Consider the following 22,876-nt stretch of genomic DNA (forward strand, 5'->3'; position numbering starts at 1 on the left):
ATATCAGGTTTAAAATAGTAACTAGAAAAACCATAATTACCATGAGTGTAATCTCGAGTACGGGGAATTTATTTTGTTTTTTCATTTTAAACAATAGATTATCTGTCCGAGTTGCTTCGGATAGTGTTAAACAATAAGTTTTTGTGATTACTCTAAAAAGATTGCTTCGAACTCTTCAAAGCTTTCAAGATGCTTATTCAAAAAATCATTTGCATAAATGCAGCGACAAGCGTTTTGAACCGCAACGATTGGTTGATTGCTTTTTACTCGATCATCAAATTCCTTGAGTAAAATTTTAGCTTTCAAAGATTGATTTGTTCTGATTTCTTCTTTTTCAGAAGGAATGTATTTTCTAAGCTCTCGCTTGTAAGTTGCTTTTTTCTCTTCATTCGATATCTTGATCAATCCTTTTTCCTCAAGTTCAGCAAAAAGCAAATGTGTTTTATCAGAAGTTCCGGTTGTTTTCAATTCATCGAAAACCATTTTCAAAAAATCTCTTCGGATTGCTTTCTTGTCGACTTCTGGAGGTTTTGGCGCTAATAGCAACTGTAATTCGTATTTCGATTTTTGATATTCATGACTCAATTTCTTTTTTTGCTCTATAAACGCTTGAATTACTCTCGAAGTAGTGGTTATACTCAATTCGGGAAATAATTCAAATGCAGTGCCTTTTTGTGTCAAAATCTCCCCATCTAAAGCCAATTTGAAAGCTAAATAAATCTCACCAGGTGTTATTTTGAAATTTGTTGTTGATACATACAACAACCAATCTTTGATCATTTCATCATTCTTTTCGCGGACTTGAAGCAGTCGACAAAGATCATTTGCCAATTTTGTTTTAGTATTAACCGTTGAGTTTTTAATACACTCCTGGGATATTTCCATTTTCAAAATCGGATTCAAGCTCTCGAACAAGCTTGTCGGTATCTGCATAGGCAGGTTTGTAACCCTTACCTGAACTTGAGTTGTTAACTGGTTTTCCATATTGATTCTGCTGATTTTTTAATTTATTTACCCAATCTTCATTTTTCCATTCGTAGATAAAATTTTGAAACCTATGCACTTTTTCTCCCGTGAGTTGCTTATAGGCCATGTATGCTTTTGTCTGCTTGATGAAATTTTGCAATTGCCCTGTATCGTGTAATCTGCACAAATCGCCAAAAGCTCGCATTTCCAATACTTCGTTCGTTTGCGAAAAGTAAACGCATAGTTGCTTGAAAAAATCAGATGACCTCAGGCTTTCGATTTCTTTTTCTTTTTTCGCGGAACTTTTTTCTTTTTCTTCGATTTCTTGATTTTTTAAATCTTGGCTAGGATTTTCCTCGCGCACGCCTTTTGATTCTTTTTCTAAAAGAATATTTCCTTTACTTTCCTTTACTTTACTTTCCTTTGTTGGTTTTTCGTTCAACGGTCGTTCAACGGTCGTTCCAATACCTTGATTTTCAACACTCTTTAAAGCTCGTTTTTCAGCTGATTTTTTACCTGCTGCTCTTCTTTGTTCTCTTAAATTATCTAATGGTTGCATTCGTCTAATTAAGCTTTCGGAGTAGAAGTGCTTACCTTCATCGGTAAAGACAAATAGCCCAAAGTCCTCAATTACTGACTTAATTACTGATGCACTCACACGAAGGTCAAAGGCTATAACGTTATAATCTTTGACGCTCATGTATTTTGTGCTTTCTAACAACCTCTCTAGAATCATAAAGTAAACACCGTATCCTTCAGCCCCATGTCTCATCCGTACGGCGAGAATCTTCTCATCATTACGGGCGTTACTATCATGGCTAAAGTAAAATGCTTCTTTACTCATAAGAAATACTCTTTAAATCGCGTTCCTGTCACATATCTTGAAAGAACAGGAATCCCATAAATATCTTTTAAATCCTTAACTCGCCTTCTTAAATCTCCAATATTGTATTTTAATAAAGCGTCGTGCGTGGTCAGTTTTTCACCTCTTAATAAGGCATCGTGAACGATTTTACATTGTTTGGTAAATTCCTTCTCGTTTTCTTCGTAGTGAGCTTGGCTCTCTGGATTGTTTTCGGGGTATCTCTTGTTTTCTAACATTTCTTACTACTTTATTCATGGTCCAACTTTTAATTACTTTCTTTATTAAAATAACACAAGTAGTAATACATCTGTTTTTCTTCATCCCATCCTTTTTCTACAAATTCATCCGCACTTTCAGGATTAATAAAATCGAGTTTAATTGTGATATTTGTATCGAGTTTAATAACGTTTTTAATTTTCTTTCGAACGTCTGATACAGCGTTGTTTGAAATTGGGAAAGAAGTAGTATCTTCAATACTGTATTTTTCGCCCTTATCTACTTTGTAGTTTTTAAATTCAGAGATTAAATCTGGATTATCTATAACTTCATTTAAGAAATTAGTTTCTTCGAATTCGTCATTTTTAGCAAAATAATTTACTGAACGATTCAAAAACATTACTTCTTCTTTTTTATCTTCAGCCGGAAGGACCACTTCTTTCGCGAAGTCTTGACAGAATTTCAAATACTTCTTGGTTTTAAAATTCTCGTCGTCAAAAATATCTAGTCCAAGGAAGTGTTCCATCCAATAACGCGCATCGTATTTGTTACTGTCGATTGTCAAGATTTTGTAGCCTTCTTCTTTTTTGTAGTTGAATATTAAAACTCCTTTGTCTAGTTTGCCAAGGTTTACTCCTTGTTCTAAGCGCATTTTCAAGTTTGATTCCTCTTTGTCGAATTGAATGAAATCAGCCTTAATTTCACTTTTAAAAATTCCGATCGCGTCAACGACATTGTTGTCAATTGATACATTGGTTAGGTAAGCAACGTAAAGCTCTCCACTTTTTATGTGAGGGTGTCCAGACTGATCATAAAGATGACGAGCGATTTCTTTTGATTTATCATGAGCCGAATTAGGATTTTGGAAAATACTAGTTGCAATATTGTGCATGGTGTGAAATTCCAAATCTACCTCATGTTCAAATCGGAAATAATCTTCGTCTTTCTCTCGGAACGGTTTAAAGAAATACTCTTTAAGCAAAGGCGCTATTTCGTCTGTTAACGTATAAGGGTTTTCGGTCATAAAAACACCTTCACTTCTTGCTTTGTTGTTTACTTGGTGGATTGAAAGGCTTTCAATCTGTGTGTTGAATAAATTAATCATGTGTATTAATTTTTTTTGATTGTTTTACCGACAATATTGTCATAGAAGCGATTAGTTGTGTATTGTCCTTTGAATACACACTCAATCAATACCTCTTGATTCTCTTTAAAGCTGTCTAGCAAGCTCATGTCGTTACCTTGAAACTGAACTTTTGCTAGTTGATTATTTTCCATCTTAAGAATTACATTCTTTTTTCTCATTAGCTTTTTTGAATGAGTTTTATATGTTTCCTCAGGAACTATTTCTTTTATTTTACCGACAAGTTTTATCATGGTTATAAGTAGTGTTTTTGGTTGTTAATTTGTCTTTCCATTTCTCGTATGTTCACGAGATCGGATGGTTCCGGCAAGTAAATGCCGCATTGGTGGCTTGAGAAGTTTCTGAATCGCTCAATGGCCGTCGTCATTTCTTTAGTGTCTAAAACAGTAGAGCTTTTTAATTCATCTCGGACTTCTCCGGTTTTTCGATTTACAAATTCATATACGAATAATTCCGGATTCACAAGTTTTTTAAATATCTCAACTTTTACATATTCTAAAGTTTCTCCCATTTCGAGAGCATACCAGGATAGTATAAGATGGAGATAATTATTTTGACTAATACTTCTCAGTTTTCGCTTCTCCTTCAGTTCAATAATGACTCCTTTATTTAGAAGATGTTTAAACTTCTCAATCGCTCTATTCTTATCAAGTGAATTGGATGTATCGTATTGCATTTCTAAAAAGGTGTTTTGTTGAATTCTATTTCAAGGCCATCATTAGCTACAAAAGTTGTTTTGCCTGTAACTGCATGTACTTTCTCCTTGAATTCTAATTCATTTGAATTTGAATCAGACAAGTGAATGAGTACTATATTGTTCACTTGTGAAAGATCATTGATTCGCAAAAGGTCAATACATTTCTGAATTGAAAGGTGACTTTTTAAAATTCGATTTTTAAGGAAAGCCTTATCTAATTTCAATTTCTCTTCAATGATATCTTCACAGAAGTTTGCTTCGACAATTAGGTTATTTAAACCTTTGAAGCGATATGGAGAATAGAAGGTGTCCGTTAAAAAAAGTGTAACTCCACAATCATTATGATTTATAAGAAACCCTAACGGTTCATTCACATCGTGTTTTACATCAAATGGAATTATCGAAAACCCACCGATTTTAAACATCTTCTTTGATCGAACAATACTTGCATTATGGTGATTTTGATGATTTGTAGCTCTTAACGTACCTTCAGAGGCATAAACCTTAATTAAGGATTTTAAAATGTCGTCAATGGCTTTATTATGATCTCCGTGTTCATGTGTTAGAATACAACCAACTACCTTAGAGAAATCAAAATTTAAAGCTTCTTTGATCTTTTTAAATACTACGCCACATTCTATAAGGAGTGCTTCTTGCTCATTATAGAGCAAGTAAGCATTCCCTCTTGAACCAGTTCCAATTACTTTTAGTTTCATACCTTAAACCAATGTAAAGAGCAACTATTTCTATTTGCTTGTGTGAAGTATTCTTTTATTGAATAAACATATTGGAATTCAATGTTCTCAATTCCCATTGTGCTTTTCATTTCTACTAACTCAGAAAATACTAAGTTGATTTGTGAATTATGTTTTGGTTCTATAATCCAATAGCACAATCTTTCTTCATGTCCAAAAACAAAAGGCGAATCTTCAAATTTGTATTCAATTCCTAATTTTCCTAAACGACTTTGTTTTAAAAATATATTTACTCTATCCTCATAAATGGGATTAAATCTTATTGCTATCATCTTTGTCAGTTTTTAAATTAGAATCCTGGACCACTTGATTCGACTTCCTGTTGAACCTCTTGTTCACTAGGTGTATTGCAAGCGTCTGCTTCGACCTCTTCAAATGAAATCTCTTCAGAATTGGCATGTAGTGCGATTTCTTGTTCAACTTCAGCCTTTACAATACTCGGTTTTATATCTTCTTCTTCGTCATTGTAAAGAGTAGAATCGTCGGATCCACGAATCAGGAGCTTTGTTGCTCTATTGATTACTGTTTTGTTTGCCATTTGATCAGGGAAGTTTGTGTGAGCTTTAGAGGTACCTCCAGCTGAACCTTGAGCCCAAGCATCTCTTATCTGATTAATTGACATAATTTCCGTGTCTATGGTACCATCTTCAAACGTCATAACTGCATAAGCGCCTTTTACATTTTTGCTGCCTAATGAATCTAAAGTTTGTTTGTGTTTCAAAACTTTCTTCCTACCAGTTGCTGCATCTACTTCAAACTCAAATTCATCTCCCTCAAATACAGATACAGCTTTAATATCTTTTAATCCCCCATACCTTTTGGCAAGCGCAATGTTTCCAGTATATTCAGGAGAACATTCAAGTTTATTCCCATACATAATGAAATCACATTGTTTCTTCATTGGAGATAACCCCCATACAACCATTTTCAATAATGCATTTGCAATACTTTCTTTGGTACAATGTTCTAAAGCATATTGACCTTGTTTATTCTTTGTTTCTGAAAGAATTAAATAAGCGCTTTTCAATGCATTCTCAGGAGAGTAGTCTTTTGGGATTCTAAGCTCTCCAGTTTCTCTAAACGCTTCAACTTTTTGAAGTACTTGAGTAGATATATCTTTTTTTACAACTTCGAGTTGTTGATTATTTTGATTTGTTGACATGATTTTTCTTTTAAATGATTGAATAAAAGGAATTGAGCTGGGGACCTGATAAAATTATCATTGCTCAATTCCTTTAGAAAAAAACTAATTGTTTATGAAATTCTTAAAGTCTTGTCTTGTGGACTTACAATTAAACTAATCACTTGAGACTGGGTGTCAATTAATGCTGTAACAGACTCTCGATTATCAATGAATATTGGCGCATTAACCATGTAAAACTCACATAATGCATTGATAATATCAATTCCTGCATTCACTTTAGAAGCGGTGTTTGCTGAATGGAATGGAACCCCATCAATTAAAGCATTACAACATTCTACTTCACCACCATTTATTTGATTTTCAAACATTTTGAACTTAACAAACTCGAATTTGGTATTAATCGCATCCTCTAATACTGTAATAGAAATTTTGATGTACTTATCGATATCGAATTCTAATTTTTCCAATTCCAACAAAGAAGTGGCCAATTTGTTTTCTTCTTGATTCAACTCTTTGATTCTGTTATCAGCAATTTCAATTTGCTTTTTACCTGCTAAGATGTTGTTTAAGTTCTTGATTTCGCTTTGTAATTGTCCTACTTCTTGTTCAAGTTCCTGATTCGTTGGTATGACAATGGATTGTAATTCATTTTCCTTTTTAGATACAGAATCTTTTAATTCATTGTAAGTTTCGTTTGAAACTAAAAGTTCTGTGAATACTTGTTCAAATGTTTTTGGTTGTGCATTTGACTGAATTTCAATCTCCTGGTTAATCTCTTTTTGAATCAAATCAATATCGTTCTTAACCTTGTCTACGTATTCCCTTTCATTAGCACCCTGATTAAGTAAATCAGATAATGTAAACGAGATCTGTTCTTGTTCCTTTTTTAAAGATGCTCCTTGCTGTTGAATATAACTTAAGTTACTCTGTTTAGAAGCGTTGAAGTTCGTTGTCATCTCTAATTTCTTAGCTTCGACATCTCCACTTTCAAGTTCTCTTTTACATGCTGGACAATGAAAATCGTTTTCATCAAATGTTAGAGTTTTAGCATTCAAATCATGCCACTCTTTACGCTTATTATCCATCTGTGTAGTAAGACTATCAATTCTTAAATTACTACTATCAATATCCTGCTCTATGCGTTTTAAACGGATATTAGAAGAATTTAACTCAAATTGCTGATTAGATAATTTTTGCTTTAACGCGTCTAGTTTAGAAGTATCAACTTTAGTAGCATTTTGCGCTTGAGTTTTAAGTTCAAACTCAAGTTCATTTACTTTACCTTGCAACTCATATATTTCTGTTTGAATAGAAGTTTTCTTATCAAGCAATGCTTTATTATTGGTTGATGAATCGTTGATTCTTGACTGAATAGTTTCAAGTTGCGATTCTCTGACTGCTAAATCTGTTTGCGCTTGGTGAAATTGATAAACTTCAGGTTTTGATCTTTCTACCTCATCAATTCTAGTAGGAATTTGTTTCAACTCTTCTTTTATCTTCTTAACCTTTGCATTGGTTTCTGATTTAAGTTCAGAAATTGTTTTCTTTTCGATTAACTGCAGAACATGAGATAATCCGTTACCGATATAGTCTACTTTTATCTCGCCAGCAATATCGATAAGAACTTTACGACGATCTTGCCATTTAAGATTGTTGAATGCGAAAGGATTTGAAATCAACTTAAACACTGTTTCATCAAGTAGATCATTGATTTTCGAAGTATATTCTTTCGCGTTCATTGGAACATCATTCCAAAAATAAACAGTTTCATTCCCAGTAAACTCCGCTTCTAAAGAACCTTTCTTCTTAACCCATTTTTCACGGTGAATTCTTTTGAGAATAATTACATCATTGTTACAAAGTAAAGTTCCTTCAACTTCATTTTCGATTTTCTGAATTACATTACCATTATTGTCTAATGGTTTAATGTCAAACTCTTTACGATCGACGCTATCTTTTCCGAACAATAGCCAAGTGAAAGCGTCGAAGATAGAAGTCTTTCCACTTCCATTTGCACCATGAATGTTTGTTGTGGAATTAAAATCAATTGTTTGATTTTTGATTCCTTTGAAATTAGTAATAACTAACTTCTGAATAATGATTTTTTTCATTGTAGGATGTTTAATTTAAAACTGTTGTTTTTAATAATTTATAGATACCTAAAAGAGTAGCTGTCTGTTTCAACTCTTTTTCCCTTTGTGGTTCATTCTCAATCGCATTATCTATTCTTTCTGCGATGAATAATTTCGCTTTGTCGCTAACTATCATTGTTTTCGACAAACTTTTAATTAACTTTGTACTCATAACATTAACTTTGTTATTTACAATAAAGAAGTCAGGGAGGTAGGATGTCCTGGCTTCTTTTTATTTGGTTAAACTTGCTCTTAATTCTAATTTCTGTTTCTCTGTCAAAACATCTGTTTTACCCTTTCGGGTCCGCATTGAAGCTCCTAACTTCTCCAATGCGGATTGAATCGTTCTCTTACGGTTAATAATTGAACTTAAACTTTGATTCAAAACAGACTCTTGAATTTCTATTTCTCGGAGTTCCGATTTATAGAATTGTTTTAATTCCGTTTTGTTCATATCTCTTGAGTAATTTTAGATTATTCTTAATATTTGATTTACACTTTTCAATCACATCCGCAACCAATTTTTCATTGTCAGGAGTGACGTTTCTATCCTTTCTTAACAATGCGTTTATTAAGTCAATAGATAAGTTGTGCTTATTACAGATAGTTCTTCTTTCGTCAGCTGTAGAACTATTTTTTATCAGTGAAATAATTTCTTCTGGTAGTCTTTCTCCGATATTTACCATATTAGTTTTTGTATTATAGACTGTTTTTGTCAATCGAAATATTGTGGTTTTAGTGCTGCTGTTACATTGAAGTAAGTTCCTATTTCAAAACCAGCAGCTTTTTAATTAAATTTGAGTGCTAACAAAAAATTTAATTAATTATGAAAAGATTTAGAGTCTTAGAGATTTCATTTAGGGAATATTCTCAATTAGAAAGTGAGATGAATGAAAAGATAGGTTTGAGTGATAAAATCATAAACTTTGATATTGTAAAAGGTGTAGATATGATTCATCCCAACTTAGCAAGAATTATTCTTGAATCTCTTCCTGACTAGTACCTAAAATGTACTCACTATACTCATCTGCTTTTTTAATCAATTCAGCAGGTGAGTGTATTTTACCACCATTTTTAAGCTCATGTTTGTAAGCTTTAATAGTTAGCTTTAAGACAATGTGACGATAATTCATTTCTCTTCTAGTTTTTTCTGCTACATCTCTTTCTATTATTCTTTTTTCTTCCTGTGTCATATTATTCACTTATTTTGAAAAGCTAGACAGGGTGTTATAGGATGATCTAGCTTTGTTGATTAAACCTATTTGTGCTGCTGTCGGTATTAATCCGATTAATTAGTTATTCTAACAGCAGCTATGTTTTGTAACCTTTACGGTTGTCTTATTTTTTGCTTTTAATCCATCTAGCAGGTTGTATAATAACCCATAGGATATTTACTTTATCACATTTCAAGCCTTCTCATGTGCAGTTTAGTAACAACTGTAACTTTATATATTTCAACAGGTATATTCCCCTTATGGAAAGCATATTGTTTGTGCCACCTATGCCCAGTAGCTCTATAAATAGATGAATGTCAAAGAACTTTATACAACGAAACAAGATTTTGTATATCTTTGCTGTCATATTGTGATTACAAATATATAACAGTTATATAACTAAACAAACTTTTTGTATAAAAAATTATATAAAAAACATATTTCGATGTTTTATGGAACATAATGATTTGAGAATAAAAGCGTTAGACTTAATAAAAAAACATAACGTTACTGCCTATGAGATAGAGAGTAACACGCATCTATCAGCAGTAGGGGTACAAAAAATAATCAATGGGGAAACAAAAAAACCTCAAAAACCGACTTTAGAAACTATAATTAGTTATATAACTAATAAATATGAGTATGGAACTGTGGTAGAAACTACTAAACTGAATTCATTAACAAGTAAAGAAAACCTGATCCATGTTCCATATTATGATATTGACTTTGCTGGAGGATGGGATTCTGAAGAAATATTTTCTAATCATATGCCTGCTTTTTATATTTCAAGCCCAGATTTCATGAAAGCTCAATTTGCATGTAACTTATTTGGTAACTCTATTTCAAATAGAATACCAAGTGGTGCGATAATAGGATTGCGCGAAATATTTGATTGGCAAACATATTTTCCAACCAATGAGTTATATGCTGTATTGACAAAGAATGATCTCCGCACAGTAAAGATTGTAAAGAGAAGTCAAAAAGATGGGTATCTAACATTAATACCTGATCCTAAAGATCAATATAATCAAATTGGATTTGAGCCAGAGGAAATTCCTATTGAGTTCATATCAAAATTTTATCAAGTTGTAGCATGGGCGCAATTTGAACGTGTAGCAATGTAAAAATACTATTACTAACTAAAAATAAACACTATTACTGACTATGGAAATAATATTAATTATTCTTATGCTAGGAGCATATTTTCTACCTTCTATTTTAGGATATAGCAAAGGAAATTTCGTAGCTATTTTTGCTTTAAACCTTCTTTTAGGGTGGACACTTATAGGTTGGGTTATTGCTCTCGTATGGTCTTTATCTGAGGATAGACAAAACACTGTTATTGTTCAATCTAACGAAACAAAAAGCGTTGCTGCTGAAATAGCACAACTGAAAGAACTACTTGATAAAGGAATTCTTTCAGAAACAGAATTTGAAACACAAAAAACAAAACTACTTAACAGATAGAAAATTTTTAACTATGAAGAAAATTGCCTTACTATTTATTATCCTGATTGGAATGTCAGTAACTGCACAAGAGAAAAAAAATATTTCTGAAACTAAAATGGAAGTCTTTTTATCTAAAACAGGAGTTATAAGAAAGTTTATTGATTTTAATCTTGAATCCATTAGATCTATTTATGATAATTCTAAAACTAGAGTAAGAAAAATTATTATTGACAATGAGTCTAAGTATTTTTTTCAAATAGAAAAAACTGGAAAATATGGAGATAAAACAGCTTCTATTGAATATACTGATTTATTAGAAATAATGAAAGCTATTATTGTATTAAAGGAATCTACAGAATCGGATATAGCATTAGCTCCAGACTACTTAGAAAATAAATTTGTTACAGTTGACGGTTTTCAAGTTGGTTACTATGTGACCAAATCTAAATTAAAGTGGTATTTAAAATTAGAAAAATACGGAAATGATGATACAATATTTATAGATGATATTGAAATTTTAGAACAAATATTAAAACAAGCAAAAACTAAAATAGAAGAATTAAAAGCATAATAACATGAAAAATATATTTTTAATTATAGTAATATTAAGTAGTTTCATAGCGAACGCTCAAAAATGCAAATATCAGCGTAATGAAGTCGATAATTTTACAAAAAAAACAATAATTGAAACTAAAAGAGAAATATTCACTACATCAGGCATGGGCCTAGGATTTGGAACAGCTTACAGTTTGTTTAAATCAGATGATAATAAATTTATACGTTTTTATTTTTCTACAACAGATAAGCCATTCGCGATAAAAGAAGGTGATAATATCATGATTAAATTTAGTGATGATGATGTTATGTCTTTAAAGTTTAGTAAATCTGATATATCGAATTCTTCATATATTTCACAAATAAAAACATCGACATATTCTTTGGATGCGTTAATTTCAATTACAGAAAGTGATATTAGAATATTTGAATCAAAAATAATAACCGATATTAGGGTTTATACAACTGACGGCTATATTGATGGAGAAGTTAATGCCAAAAGAGCTAAAAAATTCCAATCAATACTTAAGTGTATTGAATAAAAAAATAGTATAAACCTAGTAAACACGACACTTACAAACGTTTTGAAACTGACAACCTATAAATTACCTCAAAACTGTTAAAATAAAGAAATAAACAAAAATTAAAATATTTAAGTTGCTGTAAAACAAGTAATTGCTTTTTAAGAAAATAAGGATGCTTGCCCTTCTAAGCAGTAGGTCTCAGGTTCGAATCCTGATTGGATCACAAAAAAAGCCTCAGCACAAATGCTGAGGCTTTTTTTATACCGTATAATTACACTTTCTTCGGAGGAAGATTGAAGGCAACTGCTTCATGTTCAAAATGTCCTTTGTGTGCTCCATCACAAAACGGTTTGTTTTTTGAAAGTCCACAACGACAGATTGAAAGTACAGTTCTCCCTTCTAATCCGTAAACATTTCCATCTTTATCTACGATCTCAAAATCACCTTCTATCTTGACTGATCCGTTATTGTTAATTGTAAGTTTTGTTTTTGACATCTTTATTGTTGTTATTTAGTTTCTAACAAAACTAGACTATTAAATCAAATCCTATACCCCTGTATTTCTATTTAGAAACATTCCTTTTTAGCACAATAATAGTTTATTCTGGTATTGTGTACACATACAGCAACAATACACCAATCAACTACATGCCAATACAAAAAAAACCGCTACATTTTGGAAAGTGTGCATCTACCTTACATAAAAAATAAAATACACTCCGCTATAAAACTGTTCCAAAAACTTGATTATGCTAAAAACAAATTCGATCTTGCCTCTTCATTAGAAAAAAGCTCCTAACTTTATGCAACACCTAGAATCTATACTCCAGACTTACGAAGATACAGCGCTGGGTATTTCAGCTATAAAGAAACTTGTATCCCTTGATATCAATGCCGCCTTACCAGAAGAAGAAGCCAAGACCTACGAGCCTTTTTATACAGGAACGACGGCCTTAATGCTTGCTTGCAATTTTGGTTATGATGCCCTAGCAACCGCGCTTATTGCAGCAGGTGCCGATGTGAATCAGGTGAATAGTCGAGGTTTTACAGCGTTGAGAGGAGCGTTGCGCAGTGGTTCCCTAGCGCTCATTAAGGCGTTACTCCAAGCAGAAGCAGACCTTAATTACGCTGATTCTCTAGGAGAGACTCCCTTACATTATGCCTGTGCACAACCTGATCCAGCTATTTTGAGTGTGATTATTCAAGCAGGAGCCCATCTCAATGCACAAGCAAAAGACAAACAAACCGCTTTATTCTTACCTGCCTATACTGGTCGAATCGAACTCATTCGGTTGTTACTTGAAGCGGGGATTAATCCCGATATCAAAGATAAACATGGATTTACAGCTTTAGCATGGGCTGCACAACAAGGACAAACAGAAAGTATAAAAGTTTTACTCGAAGGACAAGCAACCGTTAACGTAAAAAGCAAGAAGGGAATTACCCCTTTGATGTCAGCCTCCATCAAAGGAGATATCGAAAGCGTTAAAGTCCTCCTTGCCGCTGGAGCGGATGTTACAACAGAAGAAAAAGGGGGCTATACAGCTTTAACCTTTGCGGTAAAAAACAAATGGGATGCCATCATTCAACTCCTAACCGAAGAAGGAAAATAAAATCTATTATTCCTCCTTGATCCAATAGCAAACCAAATACAACACATGACATACAAACAAGGCGATTCCTGTTAAAATCAGTAGGTCTAATGGAATAAGATTGGTCATGGCTGAGAGGATAAACGTCAACATCAACTGAAGGGATCCGAGTAAAGCAGAAGCAGATCCGCTATTTTCGTGAAACGGTTCTAGCGCTAATTTGGTTGTTGCAGGGAACAACACCCCTAACGTTAGAATAATAAAAAACAACGGAATCAACAACCATTCGATAGGTTGCTGTGTCATACAGAATATCAAGAACACCACACTACAAACAAGCCCTACAAGCGTGGTGTAAAAGATAATTTGACGAATCGACCACCAGCGAGTAAAGCTATTGGAAATCCACGCTCCTGCCATTAATCCCACCGCGTTAAACGCAAAGATATAGCTAAATACAGCAGACGATAACTGACCATATTCCATAATTAAATAAGGGGCGTTCGCCAAATAGATCATCAAAATACTGTACGTTATACTGCCAATGAGGGTATATTTTAAAAAGGTTTTTACCTTGAATACCGCTTTAAAATCTTGTAAAAGATTGCGTTTAATCACTGTGCTTGCCGTTTTTATTTTGGTTTCTGGTAAAAAGAAAACAACGAGCAATAAAGAGATCACCCCCAACACGAATAAAGTGACAAAGGTTGATTGCCATTCAAAATGAGACACTAGGAAATTTCCCGCTACCGGACCGATGATAGGTGCTACCCCCGCAATTATTGCCAAGAGCGAAAATACGCGCATGGTATCCTCTTGTTCAAAATACTCGTTGACAATAGCACGAGCAATTACCACACCTGCGCAACCTGCAAAAGCCTGAAAGAAGCGAGCAATCCAAAATTGCTCAATGCTAGTTGCATAAATACAAGCTACTGTAGCTATAATAAACAGCAATAGAGAAACAATGGTTGGCCATTTACGACCATACTTGTCCGAAATGATTCCCCAGAATAATTGACCAACGGCAAATCCGGCTAAAAAAGTAGAAATGGAAAACTGAACGGCTTTTAAATCTGTTTCATAGTACTGAGATATTTTTAAAAACCCCGGTAAATACAGATCAATACTAAAAGGTTCTAAAGCCGATAAAAGCGCTAAAATAAATACAACGATAAATTGCTGTTTCTTTAATTTACTCATACTGTTTTTCTAAAAGCGCAAAAGTACTTCCATAAGCGCAGTACAAGCTTATCCAAATAGGACTTATCCTTGGACTTTTTTCACCTGTTCGCGGAATTCTTTAGGTGTTTGCTGCGTCAATTTCTTAAAAAACCGATTGAAATAAGACACCTCAGAAAAGTTTAAAGTATCCGCTATTGTTTGGATATTATCACTGCTATAACCAACTAAGCGCTTCGCTTCTAGCAGCAATCGCTCTTGAAGTTGTTGTTTCAGTGTTTTGCCAATAGCGTGAAATAAAATTTCATTCATTCGCTTTACAGAAAGAGACACTTGATCAGCATAGAATTCATTTTTTCGCTGTGTGATATAGTGTTCTTCAATTAGTTGCAATAGTTTATGCAAGCGTTCATCCAAGACCTTATGTTGCCCTTGAATGAGGGGTAAATCTTGTAAATGAACGACGTACAGCTGTAGGTATTGCTCTAAAACCACAGCGCGTTTAAACGAATTGAATTCAATCTCAATCAGTAAATGCAAATACTCCAAGCGTTGAACTTCCTTGGCTGGAACTTCAAATTTCAACTGATTATTCCCAGTAAAGAATTGCTGCTTCGCTTCTTTAAACAACACACTATTAAAATAATGCTTGTCAATCACTAAACAGTATCCTTTGCTAAAGCGCGGATCAAAGTGATGCACCTGTCCGGGGTAAATAATCCAAATTTCTTGTGGTTTAATAGGATAGGAAATAAAGTCAATCTCGTGTTCTTGCGGGGTATCCACCGATACAAACCAATAAATTTGATAAAAATCATATTGATAATGTCCTTCGAATTCAAACAGATCGATACTCTCCTCGATTCTGTAGTATTCAATAGGGATATTTTTATCCATTTGCTGCACTTGAACAACCTTTGTCTTTGCTTTCATGTATGCTTTAGCTTATCAACTTTATCCTAATGCAATAGTACTTCTTTTTCACTTTGCCGGACGAAGAAAGAGCAAAGGTAGCGTTTTAAAAAAACAAAAAGACTCGTTAAAACGAGTCTTCTTTATCCTTTACAATTGAGTCATTGTTACTAAATGGGCGTGTGGCACTTTAAAATGTTGCCTACCATCACTAAAAATGTAGTGATTCACCTGTTGTTTATCCGAATAATCGAGTGCAATGAGTTTTTTATCTCTTTGAACGGATTTCATTGTTCCGTTCTGCTCTTCTTTATACGAAACCATAAACCTTTTTCCTACTAATTCGCAAATGCTAGTGGTATCTAGCTCCAAAATCTCATTTGAGGTCATCTTTTTAAATTTTAAATGATACAACTTGTAAGTTACTAAAAATTAACTAGATAAACAAACCTAACCGTAACTAAGCCCTGTTCAACCCTACCACATTAGCCAATCGAACTAAACGTTACCTCATAAAAAAAGTCTTTGGTTTCCCAAAGACTTTTTATTATTTTGCTTCAATTAATTCATCTAATATCACTCTAAACTTAGAGCTATTCCAATCCGCGGCTCTTGTCTTTTTCACCACGATATTTCCTTTCTTATCAATTACATAAGAAGCGGGTAAAGAGGTAGAATACAAGGCTGCAGGTGGTCCATCTTGTTGAAAATAAGAAGGTAACGTATACCCGTGCTTTTCTTTAAAAGCTTTCACTTTTTCAGCATTATCTGTGGTGACAAACAAAAAGACAACGTTGTTTTTGTAATCATCATATAGCGCTTGAAAACTAGGTTTTTCAGCAATACAAGGAGGACACCAAGTAGCCCAAAAATTTAAGATAACTACTTTTCCTTTGGTTGTCGCCATATCGAATACCCGACCTTCCTCATCTAACAAAGTCCAACCTTCTAAACTTACCTGTTCAAAGTCTTCTTGTTTCTCTAAACTGGGACTCATCGCTAGTAGCTTATTCATCCATACTTTAAATGTCGTCCCTAGTGGAGTGAATAGCAATACAAAAAGAATAAGGATAAAAACAAGATTGCTAATCCATCCTTTTCTCTTTTTTTCTCCTTTATTAAACATACCTAATTTTATTTAGCATAAATATATAAACTTTATATACATATTGCCAAATAAAAAATATTAATTTTATTTTTAATAATTTTTAACCTTTTTTATCTAATACATTCACAATTTTATTCCTTAAACATATCATCAAAGGTAATTTCTTTCCTTCCTGGCAATACAATATTTAAAATAATACCAATAATGGAAGCTAATGCCATCCCCTCAATTGACATTAAATCACCAATATGGATTGCTGCTCCCCCAATTCCAATAATTAAAATGACAGAAGAGATGATTAGATTTCTTTTTATTTTAAAATCTACTTTATTTTCTACTAACATACGCAAACCACTAGAAGCAATAATCCCAAACAACAGGATCGAAACACCCCCCATCACGGGAGAAGGTATTGTAGCCAATAAGGCTGTAATTTTACCACAGAATCCAAAGAGAATGGCAAAACAAGCAGCACCTATAAATACGTAAATACTAAAAGCACGGGTAATCGCTAAAACACCGATATTTTCGCCATAAGTAGTATTCGGTGGACCTCCGATCATAGCAGCCAGCATCGTTGCTACACCGTCTCCAAGCATGGAACGATCTAAACCGGGGTCGTTAATTAGATCTTTATTGATTACTTTACTCAACACCAATTGATGTCCGATATGTTCTGCGATTGGTACAATAGCTACGGGAAGCATGACAAAGACAACGTAGAGTGTTACACTAGGGGTATAATCGACAAAGGGAATTGTAAAATTAGGTACCTGAAACCAGGAGGCTTCTAATACAGGCGTGAAGTTCACCACCCCCATGGTAGCAGAAAAAACATAACCACCGATAATTCCCACTAAAACAGGAATTACGCTCAAAAAACCACGGGTAAAAATAGCCGCTACAATAGTAATCATCAACGTAACTAAACCAATTGTCACATACGTAATATCATATTCACCCATAGGATTATTGGTAACCATCCCTACAGCAGTGCTTGCCAATCCCAATCCAATCACCATAATTACGGGTCCTACTACAATTGGAGGTAACAATTTCATCAACCAATTGGTTCCAGCCTTTGCAATTAAAAGTGCGACGAGAGAATACACCACCCCGACCAAAAAGCTACCGACCAAAAAACTGCCGACCGGCACCTCATTTGAGGTCACTTGTTCCATGGCTTTAATGGCAATAATGGGATTGATAAATGCAAAGGAAGACCCCAAGTACGAAGGTACTTTCCCCCTTGTAATAGCAATAAAAACTAAGGTACCAATTCCACTAGATATCAAAGCAATGGCAGGATCCATTCCCGTCAAAGTTGGCACTAAAACTGTTGCGCCAAACATGGCAAATAAATGCTGAATACTCAACAATAACCATTGTCCCAGTTGGGGTTTCTCGTCAATTGCCAAGATGACCTTTTGATCCTGATTGTCATTCATCGTGTTTTCCTTTTTAAATTGATACGAAAATAGATTATTTTCAAACAAAACGGAAACAATTGATTGGGATACTCCTTATTTAGTAGATCTAGTACGCGTGCTGCTATAGGTTACCAAAAGAGCGATAGAAGCTAAAAGGAGTAAAGTCAAAAAGAATCCACCCCAATGATCCTTATTAATAAAAAAACCAGTAGAACTGCCAATTAAGGTAGATCCCATATAGTAAAAAAACCAATACAACGCTGTTGCAGAACTCTTGGCCTTTCCTCCTAATTGAGTTACTACGCGACTCGCTATGGTATGTCCACTGAAAAAGGAAATCGTAAAAAGAGTGAGTCCTAATAAGATGATGAATAAATTAGAGCTATACATCAACCCTACACCTGCTAACAATAAGACAAGCGCTAACAGAAGTATATTTTTAGCAGCGTATCGATCAGATAATCGCCCTGCGACTAAATTACCTACAATTCCAAAAGCATACATCAAGAAAATCAAGGCAATAATATAATGCGGTAAATTGTACGGAGGAGCTTCTAATTTAAATCCGAGATAGTTGTAAATACTGACAAAGGTTCCCATCAAACAAATCGCAACCACATACATGGCTAGTATTTTCTTGTTTCTAAAAATGCGTTGCATTTGTCTTAGTTTTTTGTCAAATTTGACTTTATGAGGTTGAAAAAAATTGGATTCAGGAAAGAGAAAATAAAAGAGAACGGCAATTCCCAGGGCCAATAAACCGATCGTTAAAACGGCTACTTGCCAATTAAACCAACCACTAACCAAGGCAGCTATAATACGACCAAACATTCCGCCAAACGTATTTCCTGCCAAGTAAAAACTAATGGCCGTTCCGATAGATTTAGCATCAATTTCCTCTGCCAAATACGCCAAGGTTACTGCAGACACCCCAGAAATACAAATACCCTTGATTAGATTAATATTAATCAAAAGCGAAAAATCAGTAACAAACACAGAAGTCAACGTCAACAGCGTTGAAGTAATTAGCGAAAAAAGCATAATGTCTTTTCTAGGATAACGATCTGCAATAAAAGCAAATAACAGCAATCCTATTGCCATTCCAAAAGTCGAAGCCGAAACCAAATAGCTACTTTCCGCAGGAGTAACGGCAAAATATTGGGTAATCTCAGACAACAACGGTTGATAATTATACAATTGTGCAAAAACAGAAACTCCTATTAAAAAAATCCCCCATTTAATTCGCTTATATCGCACGCTGCCTTTGACTGCCTTTTCAGTCTCTCTAAAGTCAATATACGTCGTTGTTGCCATTTTTATCTTGCTATTTGAAGTAAAGTTAAGCTTAAGTTCTAAATTTGTAAAACGATATTTTTCTATAACATCAATCGATAAAACCGATTAACCCATGGAACTAAGACAACTCAAATACTTTTTAAAAGCCAAAGAACTGCTCAATTTTACGGAAGCAGCAAAAGAGCTTTAAATTACACAGAGCACACTCTCTCAACAGATTAAACAATTGGAAGATGAATTGGGTATTCCCCTATTTGATCGCATTGGTAAACGCATCTCTATTACTGAAGCAGGCGAACTCTTTGCGACATATGCAGAAAAGAGTATTCAAGCGTCAAATGACGGCAAGCTAATCCTTGAGGATTTGAAGCAAATCAACACAGGAACCTTGAGTATTGGATTGACATGGGGGTTAAAATCAATCGTCATCAATGCATTTAAAGGCTTTATTGAACAATTCCCTAAAATCAAGCTCCAAGTTACCTTTGGCACAACGACAGAATTAATTGATGCCTTACTCAAACAAGAAATTGATTTTGCGCTTACTTTTTACGAAGGAAAACACAGGGATGAGCTCGTTCATGAACCGATCATGAGTTCGGATATGTCGGTGATTGTTTCTGCCAATAGTCCCTTAGCAAACCTAAAGAGCATCAATTTAAAAGAAGTGGAGCAACTAACTTTAGCACTTCCCGTACAAGGGTTCAGTACTCGAGATTTTTTAGATCGTCAATTTGAAAAATATAAAATACACCCCAATATTACGGTAGAGGTTAATTATACCGCTACGATTGTGGATTTAGTTCGAACAGGTGCTTTTCAAACCATTCTTACTTTAGCGACAGTCCACGGAGAAAAAGAGTTATGTGCCATTCCGATTCGAGATAAAAACATGAAACGAGAGGCGGTTACCCTGCGCTTAAAAGACAGCTATCAGAAAAAAGCTGCGTTGTATTTTATTGATTTACTGAAAGCAGAAAATAAGGAGGACTATAATCAGTTGTGAGTGATGAGTGATCTGTTATGAGTGATCTGTTATGAGTGATCTGTTATGAGTTCATAAAAAAAGGTTCGGTTTTAAAAACCGAACCTTTTTTGTTTTTGTAAGAGGGTGAGATGTTCATCTTCTTTCTTCTCTCCTCTTTCCAATAATCTATTATTTACCAGCTGCAATTAGATTCAAGGCAGATCCTGCTTTAAACCATTTCACTTGACTCGCATTGTAGGTATGATTAGTTGCAATTACATCTTTAGATCCATCTGCATGAACGAATTCAAGGTGTAATTGTTTCCCAGGAGCAAATTCAGTTAAGTCTAAGAAGTTGATGGTATCATCTTCTTGTACTTTGTCATAATCTGCTTCATTGGCAAATGTAAGGGCTAACATTCCTTGTTTTTTCAAGTTTGTTTCGTGAATACGGGCAAATGATTTCACCAATACTGCAGCCACCCCTAAATGACGAGGTTCCATAGCCGCGTGTTCGCGAGAAGATCCTTCACCGTAGTTTTGATCTCCCACAACAATAGAAGGAATTCCTGCTGCTTTATACGCACGTTGTACTGCAGGTACGGCATCATAAGCGCCAGTTAACTGGTTTTTCACTTTATTGGTTTGGTGATTGAATGCGTTTTCAGCACCAATCAACATATTGTCTGAAATATTGTCTAAGTGACCACGGAAACGCAACCATGGACCAGCCATAGAGATATGGTCTGTGGTACATTTTCCAAAAGCTTTAATTAGCAATTTAGCCCCTGTGATATTTTGTCCATTCCATGGAGCAAAAGGCTCTAACAATTGAAGGCGACTAGAGGTTGGAGAAACTACTACTTCTACACTTGAACCATCTTCAGCTGGTGCTTGATATCCTGCGTCTTCAACATCAAATCCTCTTTTTGGCAATTCATCTCCAGTTGGAGGGAGTAATTTTACTTCTTGCCCCTCATCATTGATTAACGTATCTGTGATCGGGTTAAACCCTAAATCTCCAGCAATCGCCAACGCAGCTACCATTTCTGGCGATGTTACGAAAGCATGTGTATTCGGGTTTCCATCCGCACGTTTGGAGAAGTTACGGTTAAACGAGTGAACAATTGTATTTTTCTCACCTTTATCTGCTCCTGCACGATCCCATTGTCCGATACAAGGTCCACAAGCATTGGTAAATACTTTAGTCCCCATTTTTTCAAAGGTCTCGATGATACCGTCTCTTTCGATCGTATAGCGAATCTGTTCAGATCCGGGGTTAATTCCAAACTCTGCTTTTGGTGTAATTCCTTGTTTAACGGCTTGTTCCACAATAGACGCCGCTCTTGACATGTCTTCATACGAAGAGTTGGTACACGATCCGATTAATCCCCATTCTACTTTTAGTGGCCATCCATTTTTCTCGGCATCTTCTCTCATTTTTGATACAGGTGTTCCTCTATCTGGTGTGAAAGGTCCGTTGATATGTGGTTCTAATTCCGATAAATTAATTTCGATTAATTGGTCAAAATATTGCTCTGGGTTTTCATATACTGCAGCATCTGCTGTTAGGTGCTCTGCTACTTTATCAGCTGCATCTACTACATCTTGACGTCCAGTAGCGGCTAAATAACGACGCATTGAATCGTCATATCCGAAAGTCGAAGTTGTCGCTCCAATTTCAGCTCCCATATTACAAATGGTTCCTTTTCCAGTACAAGACATCGACAAAGCTCCTTCTCCGAAGTATTCAACAATAGCCCCAGTTCCTCCCTTTACCGTAAGAATATCCGCTACTTTTAAAATCACATCTTTCGGGGCCGTCCATCCGTTTAATTTTCCGGTTAACTTCACTCCGATTAATTTTGGAAACTTCAATTCCCAAGCCATACCCGACATGACGTCTACAGCATCTGCTCCACCAACTCCAATAGCCAACATCCCTAATCCACCCGCATTTACGGTATGAGAATCCGTTCCAATCATCAAACCACCTGGAAAAGCGTAATTTTCTAAAACAATTTGGTGGATAATTCCAGCTCCTGGTTTCCAAAATCCGATTCCATATTTATTTGATACAGAAGACAAGAAATTAAACACTTCTGAAGATTGAGTTTCTGCAACTTTTAAATCGGTTGCAGCTCCAACTTTTGCTTGGATCAAGTGGTCACAATGCACTGTAGTAGGCACAGCTACCTTTTCTTTTCCAGCATGCATAAATTGCAATAACGCCATCTGTGCTGTTGCATCTTGACAAGCTACGCGATCCGGAGCGAAATCTACATAATCATTTCCGCGTTCAAAGGTTTGCGTAGGCATTCCCTCCCATAAGTGTGTGTATAAAATTTTCTCTGTAAGTGTCAAAGGACGCCCAACTAATTCACGTGCTTTTGCCACGCGATCTGGCATCTTCTCATACACTTTTTTAATCATTTCAATATCAAAAGCCATAATAACAATTCTTTTATTTATACGAATTAAAATTTCTAAACAATTTACAGATTTTTACCGCTAATAAGTTCTATACAAATGTTAAAACACTGTATTTAAAATGGTTCTATTTTGCGAATTGTTGTTTGTGAGGTTTGTGAGGTTTGTGAGGTTTGTGAGGTTTGTGAGGTTTGTGAGGTTTGTGAGGTTTGTGAGGTTTGTGAGGTTTGTGAGGTTTGTGAGGTTTGTGAGGTTTGTGAGGTTTGTGAGGTTTGTGAGGTTTGTGAGGTTTGTGAGG

At 34.8% G+C, this 22,876-nt stretch carries 29 protein-coding genes; 7 read left to right on the forward strand and 22 right to left on the reverse strand.

The window, feature by feature from the left end; all coding sequences use genetic code 11:
* Window positions 1-147: 147 nt before the first annotated feature.
* The 12 genes from ACPDG9_RS07900 to ACPDG9_RS07955 all read right to left on the reverse strand — a co-directional run bounded on the left by ACPDG9_RS07900 (window position 148) and on the right by ACPDG9_RS07955 (window position 8,373).
* Window positions 148-885 carry a hypothetical protein gene (locus tag ACPDG9_RS07900; RefSeq protein WP_430527217.1) on the reverse strand — a complete coding sequence of 246 codons (738 nt, stop codon included), beginning with the start codon at window positions 883-885 and terminating at the stop codon, window positions 148-150.
* Window positions 860-1,810, reverse strand: coding sequence for a Lin1244/Lin1753 domain-containing protein (locus ACPDG9_RS07905; protein ID WP_430527218.1), 951 nt, complete (start codon window positions 1,808-1,810; stop codon window positions 860-862). Before ACPDG9_RS07905 ends, ACPDG9_RS07900 begins: the two co-directional genes overlap by 26 nt.
* Window positions 1,807-2,067: a hypothetical protein gene (locus ACPDG9_RS07910; protein WP_430527219.1), complete on the reverse strand. Its 261-nt coding sequence runs from the start codon at window positions 2,065-2,067 to the stop codon at window positions 1,807-1,809. The genes ACPDG9_RS07905 and ACPDG9_RS07910 overlap by 4 nt, the downstream gene beginning before the upstream one ends.
* A gap of 29 nt (window positions 2,068-2,096) precedes the next feature.
* The gene (locus tag ACPDG9_RS07915; RefSeq protein ID WP_430527220.1) at window positions 2,097-3,152 is read right to left on the reverse strand and encodes a nucleoid-associated protein; all 1,056 of its coding nucleotides are present in this window, start codon (window positions 3,150-3,152) and stop codon (window positions 2,097-2,099) included.
* Between the two features lie 5 nt (window positions 3,153-3,157).
* The gene (locus tag ACPDG9_RS07920; protein WP_430527221.1) at window positions 3,158-3,352 is read right to left on the reverse strand and encodes a hypothetical protein; all 195 of its coding nucleotides are present in this window, start codon (window positions 3,350-3,352) and stop codon (window positions 3,158-3,160) included.
* A 74-nt stretch (window positions 3,353-3,426) separates the two neighbouring features.
* A complete protein-coding gene (locus ACPDG9_RS07925; protein WP_430527222.1) occupies window positions 3,427-3,867 on the reverse strand; it encodes a hypothetical protein in 441 nt (146 codons plus the stop codon).
* 2 nt (window positions 3,868-3,869) lie between these two features.
* Window positions 3,870-4,604 (reverse strand): MBL fold metallo-hydrolase, encoded by a 735-nt coding sequence (locus tag ACPDG9_RS07930; RefSeq protein ID WP_430527223.1) that lies wholly within the window; start codon window positions 4,602-4,604, stop codon window positions 3,870-3,872.
* The gene (locus ACPDG9_RS07935) at window positions 4,601-4,915 is read right to left on the reverse strand and encodes a hypothetical protein (RefSeq protein ID WP_430527224.1); all 315 of its coding nucleotides are present in this window, start codon (window positions 4,913-4,915) and stop codon (window positions 4,601-4,603) included. Before ACPDG9_RS07935 ends, ACPDG9_RS07930 begins: the two co-directional genes overlap by 4 nt.
* A 17-nt stretch (window positions 4,916-4,932) precedes the next feature.
* Complete coding sequence (locus ACPDG9_RS07940) at window positions 4,933-5,805, reverse strand: recombinase RecT (protein ID WP_430527225.1); 873 nt, start codon at window positions 5,803-5,805, stop codon at window positions 4,933-4,935.
* A gap of 92 nt (window positions 5,806-5,897) precedes the next feature.
* Window positions 5,898-7,898 carry an AAA family ATPase gene (locus ACPDG9_RS07945; RefSeq protein WP_430527226.1) on the reverse strand — a complete coding sequence of 667 codons (2,001 nt, stop codon included), beginning with the start codon at window positions 7,896-7,898 and terminating at the stop codon, window positions 5,898-5,900.
* A 10-nt stretch (window positions 7,899-7,908) separates the two neighbouring features.
* Complete coding sequence (locus ACPDG9_RS07950) at window positions 7,909-8,091, reverse strand: hypothetical protein (RefSeq protein WP_430527227.1); 183 nt, start codon at window positions 8,089-8,091, stop codon at window positions 7,909-7,911.
* 60 nt (window positions 8,092-8,151) lie between these two features.
* Window positions 8,152-8,373: a hypothetical protein gene (locus ACPDG9_RS07955; RefSeq protein WP_430527228.1), complete on the reverse strand. Its 222-nt coding sequence runs from the start codon at window positions 8,371-8,373 to the stop codon at window positions 8,152-8,154.
* 372 nt (window positions 8,374-8,745) lie between these two features.
* On the opposite strand from ACPDG9_RS07955, the gene ACPDG9_RS07960 reads away from it, so the two are divergent.
* Window positions 8,746-8,919 (forward strand): hypothetical protein, encoded by a 174-nt coding sequence (locus ACPDG9_RS07960; protein WP_430527229.1) that lies wholly within the window; start codon window positions 8,746-8,748, stop codon window positions 8,917-8,919.
* On the opposite strand, the gene ACPDG9_RS07965 is transcribed toward ACPDG9_RS07960, so the two are convergent.
* Window positions 8,894-9,112 (reverse strand): hypothetical protein, encoded by a 219-nt coding sequence (locus tag ACPDG9_RS07965; RefSeq protein WP_430527230.1) that lies wholly within the window; start codon window positions 9,110-9,112, stop codon window positions 8,894-8,896. The two genes, ACPDG9_RS07960 and ACPDG9_RS07965, sit on opposite strands and share 26 nt — an antisense overlap.
* A gap of 473 nt (window positions 9,113-9,585) precedes the next feature.
* Between ACPDG9_RS07965 and ACPDG9_RS07970 the strand changes: the two genes are divergently transcribed.
* Genes ACPDG9_RS07970 through ACPDG9_RS07985 form a run of 4 tightly spaced genes read left to right on the forward strand, consistent with a single transcriptional unit; the run spans window position 9,586 to window position 11,679 of the window.
* On the forward strand, window positions 9,586-10,257 hold the full coding sequence (locus ACPDG9_RS07970) for a hypothetical protein (protein ID WP_430527231.1): 672 nt from the start codon (window positions 9,586-9,588) through the stop codon (window positions 10,255-10,257).
* 40 nt (window positions 10,258-10,297) lie between these two features.
* A complete protein-coding gene (locus ACPDG9_RS07975) occupies window positions 10,298-10,600 on the forward strand; it encodes a superinfection immunity protein (protein WP_430527232.1) in 303 nt (100 codons plus the stop codon).
* 13 nt (window positions 10,601-10,613) lie between these two features.
* The gene (locus ACPDG9_RS07980; protein ID WP_430527233.1) at window positions 10,614-11,153 is read left to right on the forward strand and encodes a hypothetical protein; all 540 of its coding nucleotides are present in this window, start codon (window positions 10,614-10,616) and stop codon (window positions 11,151-11,153) included.
* Window positions 11,154-11,157: 4 nt separating this feature from the next.
* The gene (locus tag ACPDG9_RS07985; RefSeq protein ID WP_430527234.1) at window positions 11,158-11,679 is read left to right on the forward strand and encodes a hypothetical protein; all 522 of its coding nucleotides are present in this window, start codon (window positions 11,158-11,160) and stop codon (window positions 11,677-11,679) included.
* 253 nt (window positions 11,680-11,932) lie between these two features.
* Here the strand turns inward: ACPDG9_RS07985 and ACPDG9_RS07990 are convergent, their stop codons facing one another.
* Entirely contained in the window at window positions 11,933-12,157 is a 225-nt protein-coding gene (locus ACPDG9_RS07990; RefSeq protein ID WP_430527235.1) for a CDGSH iron-sulfur domain-containing protein, read from the reverse strand.
* Between the two features lie 307 nt (window positions 12,158-12,464).
* On the opposite strand from ACPDG9_RS07990, the gene ACPDG9_RS07995 reads away from it, so the two are divergent.
* Complete coding sequence (locus tag ACPDG9_RS07995; protein WP_430527236.1) at window positions 12,465-13,274, forward strand: ankyrin repeat domain-containing protein; 810 nt, start codon at window positions 12,465-12,467, stop codon at window positions 13,272-13,274.
* Window positions 13,275-13,280: 6 nt separating this feature from the next.
* Here ACPDG9_RS07995 and ACPDG9_RS08000 read toward each other — a convergent pair whose 3' ends face one another.
* The 6 genes from ACPDG9_RS08000 to ACPDG9_RS08025 all read right to left on the reverse strand — a co-directional run bounded on the left by ACPDG9_RS08000 (window position 13,281) and on the right by ACPDG9_RS08025 (window position 19,199).
* A complete protein-coding gene (locus ACPDG9_RS08000; RefSeq protein WP_430527237.1) occupies window positions 13,281-14,456 on the reverse strand; it encodes a multidrug effflux MFS transporter in 1,176 nt (391 codons plus the stop codon).
* A 63-nt stretch (window positions 14,457-14,519) separates the two neighbouring features.
* On the reverse strand, window positions 14,520-15,368 hold the full coding sequence (locus ACPDG9_RS08005) for a helix-turn-helix domain-containing protein (protein ID WP_430527238.1): 849 nt from the start codon (window positions 15,366-15,368) through the stop codon (window positions 14,520-14,522).
* A 129-nt stretch (window positions 15,369-15,497) separates the two neighbouring features.
* Window positions 15,498-15,737, reverse strand: coding sequence for a hypothetical protein (locus tag ACPDG9_RS08010; protein ID WP_430527239.1), 240 nt, complete (start codon window positions 15,735-15,737; stop codon window positions 15,498-15,500).
* Window positions 15,738-15,894: 157 nt separating this feature from the next.
* Window positions 15,895-16,473, reverse strand: coding sequence for a TlpA family protein disulfide reductase (locus ACPDG9_RS08015; RefSeq protein WP_430527240.1), 579 nt, complete (start codon window positions 16,471-16,473; stop codon window positions 15,895-15,897).
* A gap of 113 nt (window positions 16,474-16,586) precedes the next feature.
* The gene (locus tag ACPDG9_RS08020; protein ID WP_430527241.1) at window positions 16,587-17,903 is read right to left on the reverse strand and encodes a solute carrier family 23 protein; all 1,317 of its coding nucleotides are present in this window, start codon (window positions 17,901-17,903) and stop codon (window positions 16,587-16,589) included.
* 75 nt (window positions 17,904-17,978) lie between these two features.
* Complete coding sequence (locus tag ACPDG9_RS08025) at window positions 17,979-19,199, reverse strand: MFS transporter (protein WP_430527242.1); 1,221 nt, start codon at window positions 19,197-19,199, stop codon at window positions 17,979-17,981.
* A 172-nt stretch (window positions 19,200-19,371) separates the two neighbouring features.
* Here ACPDG9_RS08025 and ACPDG9_RS08030 point away from each other — a divergent pair, with 172 nt between their 5' ends.
* On the forward strand, window positions 19,372-20,187 hold the full coding sequence (locus tag ACPDG9_RS08030) for a LysR substrate-binding domain-containing protein (protein ID WP_430527245.1): 816 nt from the start codon (window positions 19,372-19,374) through the stop codon (window positions 20,185-20,187).
* A gap of 150 nt (window positions 20,188-20,337) precedes the next feature.
* Here ACPDG9_RS08030 and ACPDG9_RS08035 read toward each other — a convergent pair whose 3' ends face one another.
* Both ACPDG9_RS08035 and ACPDG9_RS08040 read right to left on the reverse strand, forming a co-directional pair.
* A complete protein-coding gene (locus tag ACPDG9_RS08035) occupies window positions 20,338-22,599 on the reverse strand; it encodes an aconitate hydratase (protein ID WP_430527243.1) in 2,262 nt (753 codons plus the stop codon).
* Window positions 22,600-22,680: 81 nt separating this feature from the next.
* A partial coding sequence (locus ACPDG9_RS08040; protein WP_430527244.1) for a hypothetical protein occupies window positions 22,681-22,876 on the reverse strand: 196 nt, incomplete at its 5' end.

This window comes from Myroides sp. C6-3 (assembly GCF_050522425.1).
Classification (GTDB): domain Bacteria; phylum Bacteroidota; class Bacteroidia; order Flavobacteriales; family Flavobacteriaceae; genus Flavobacterium.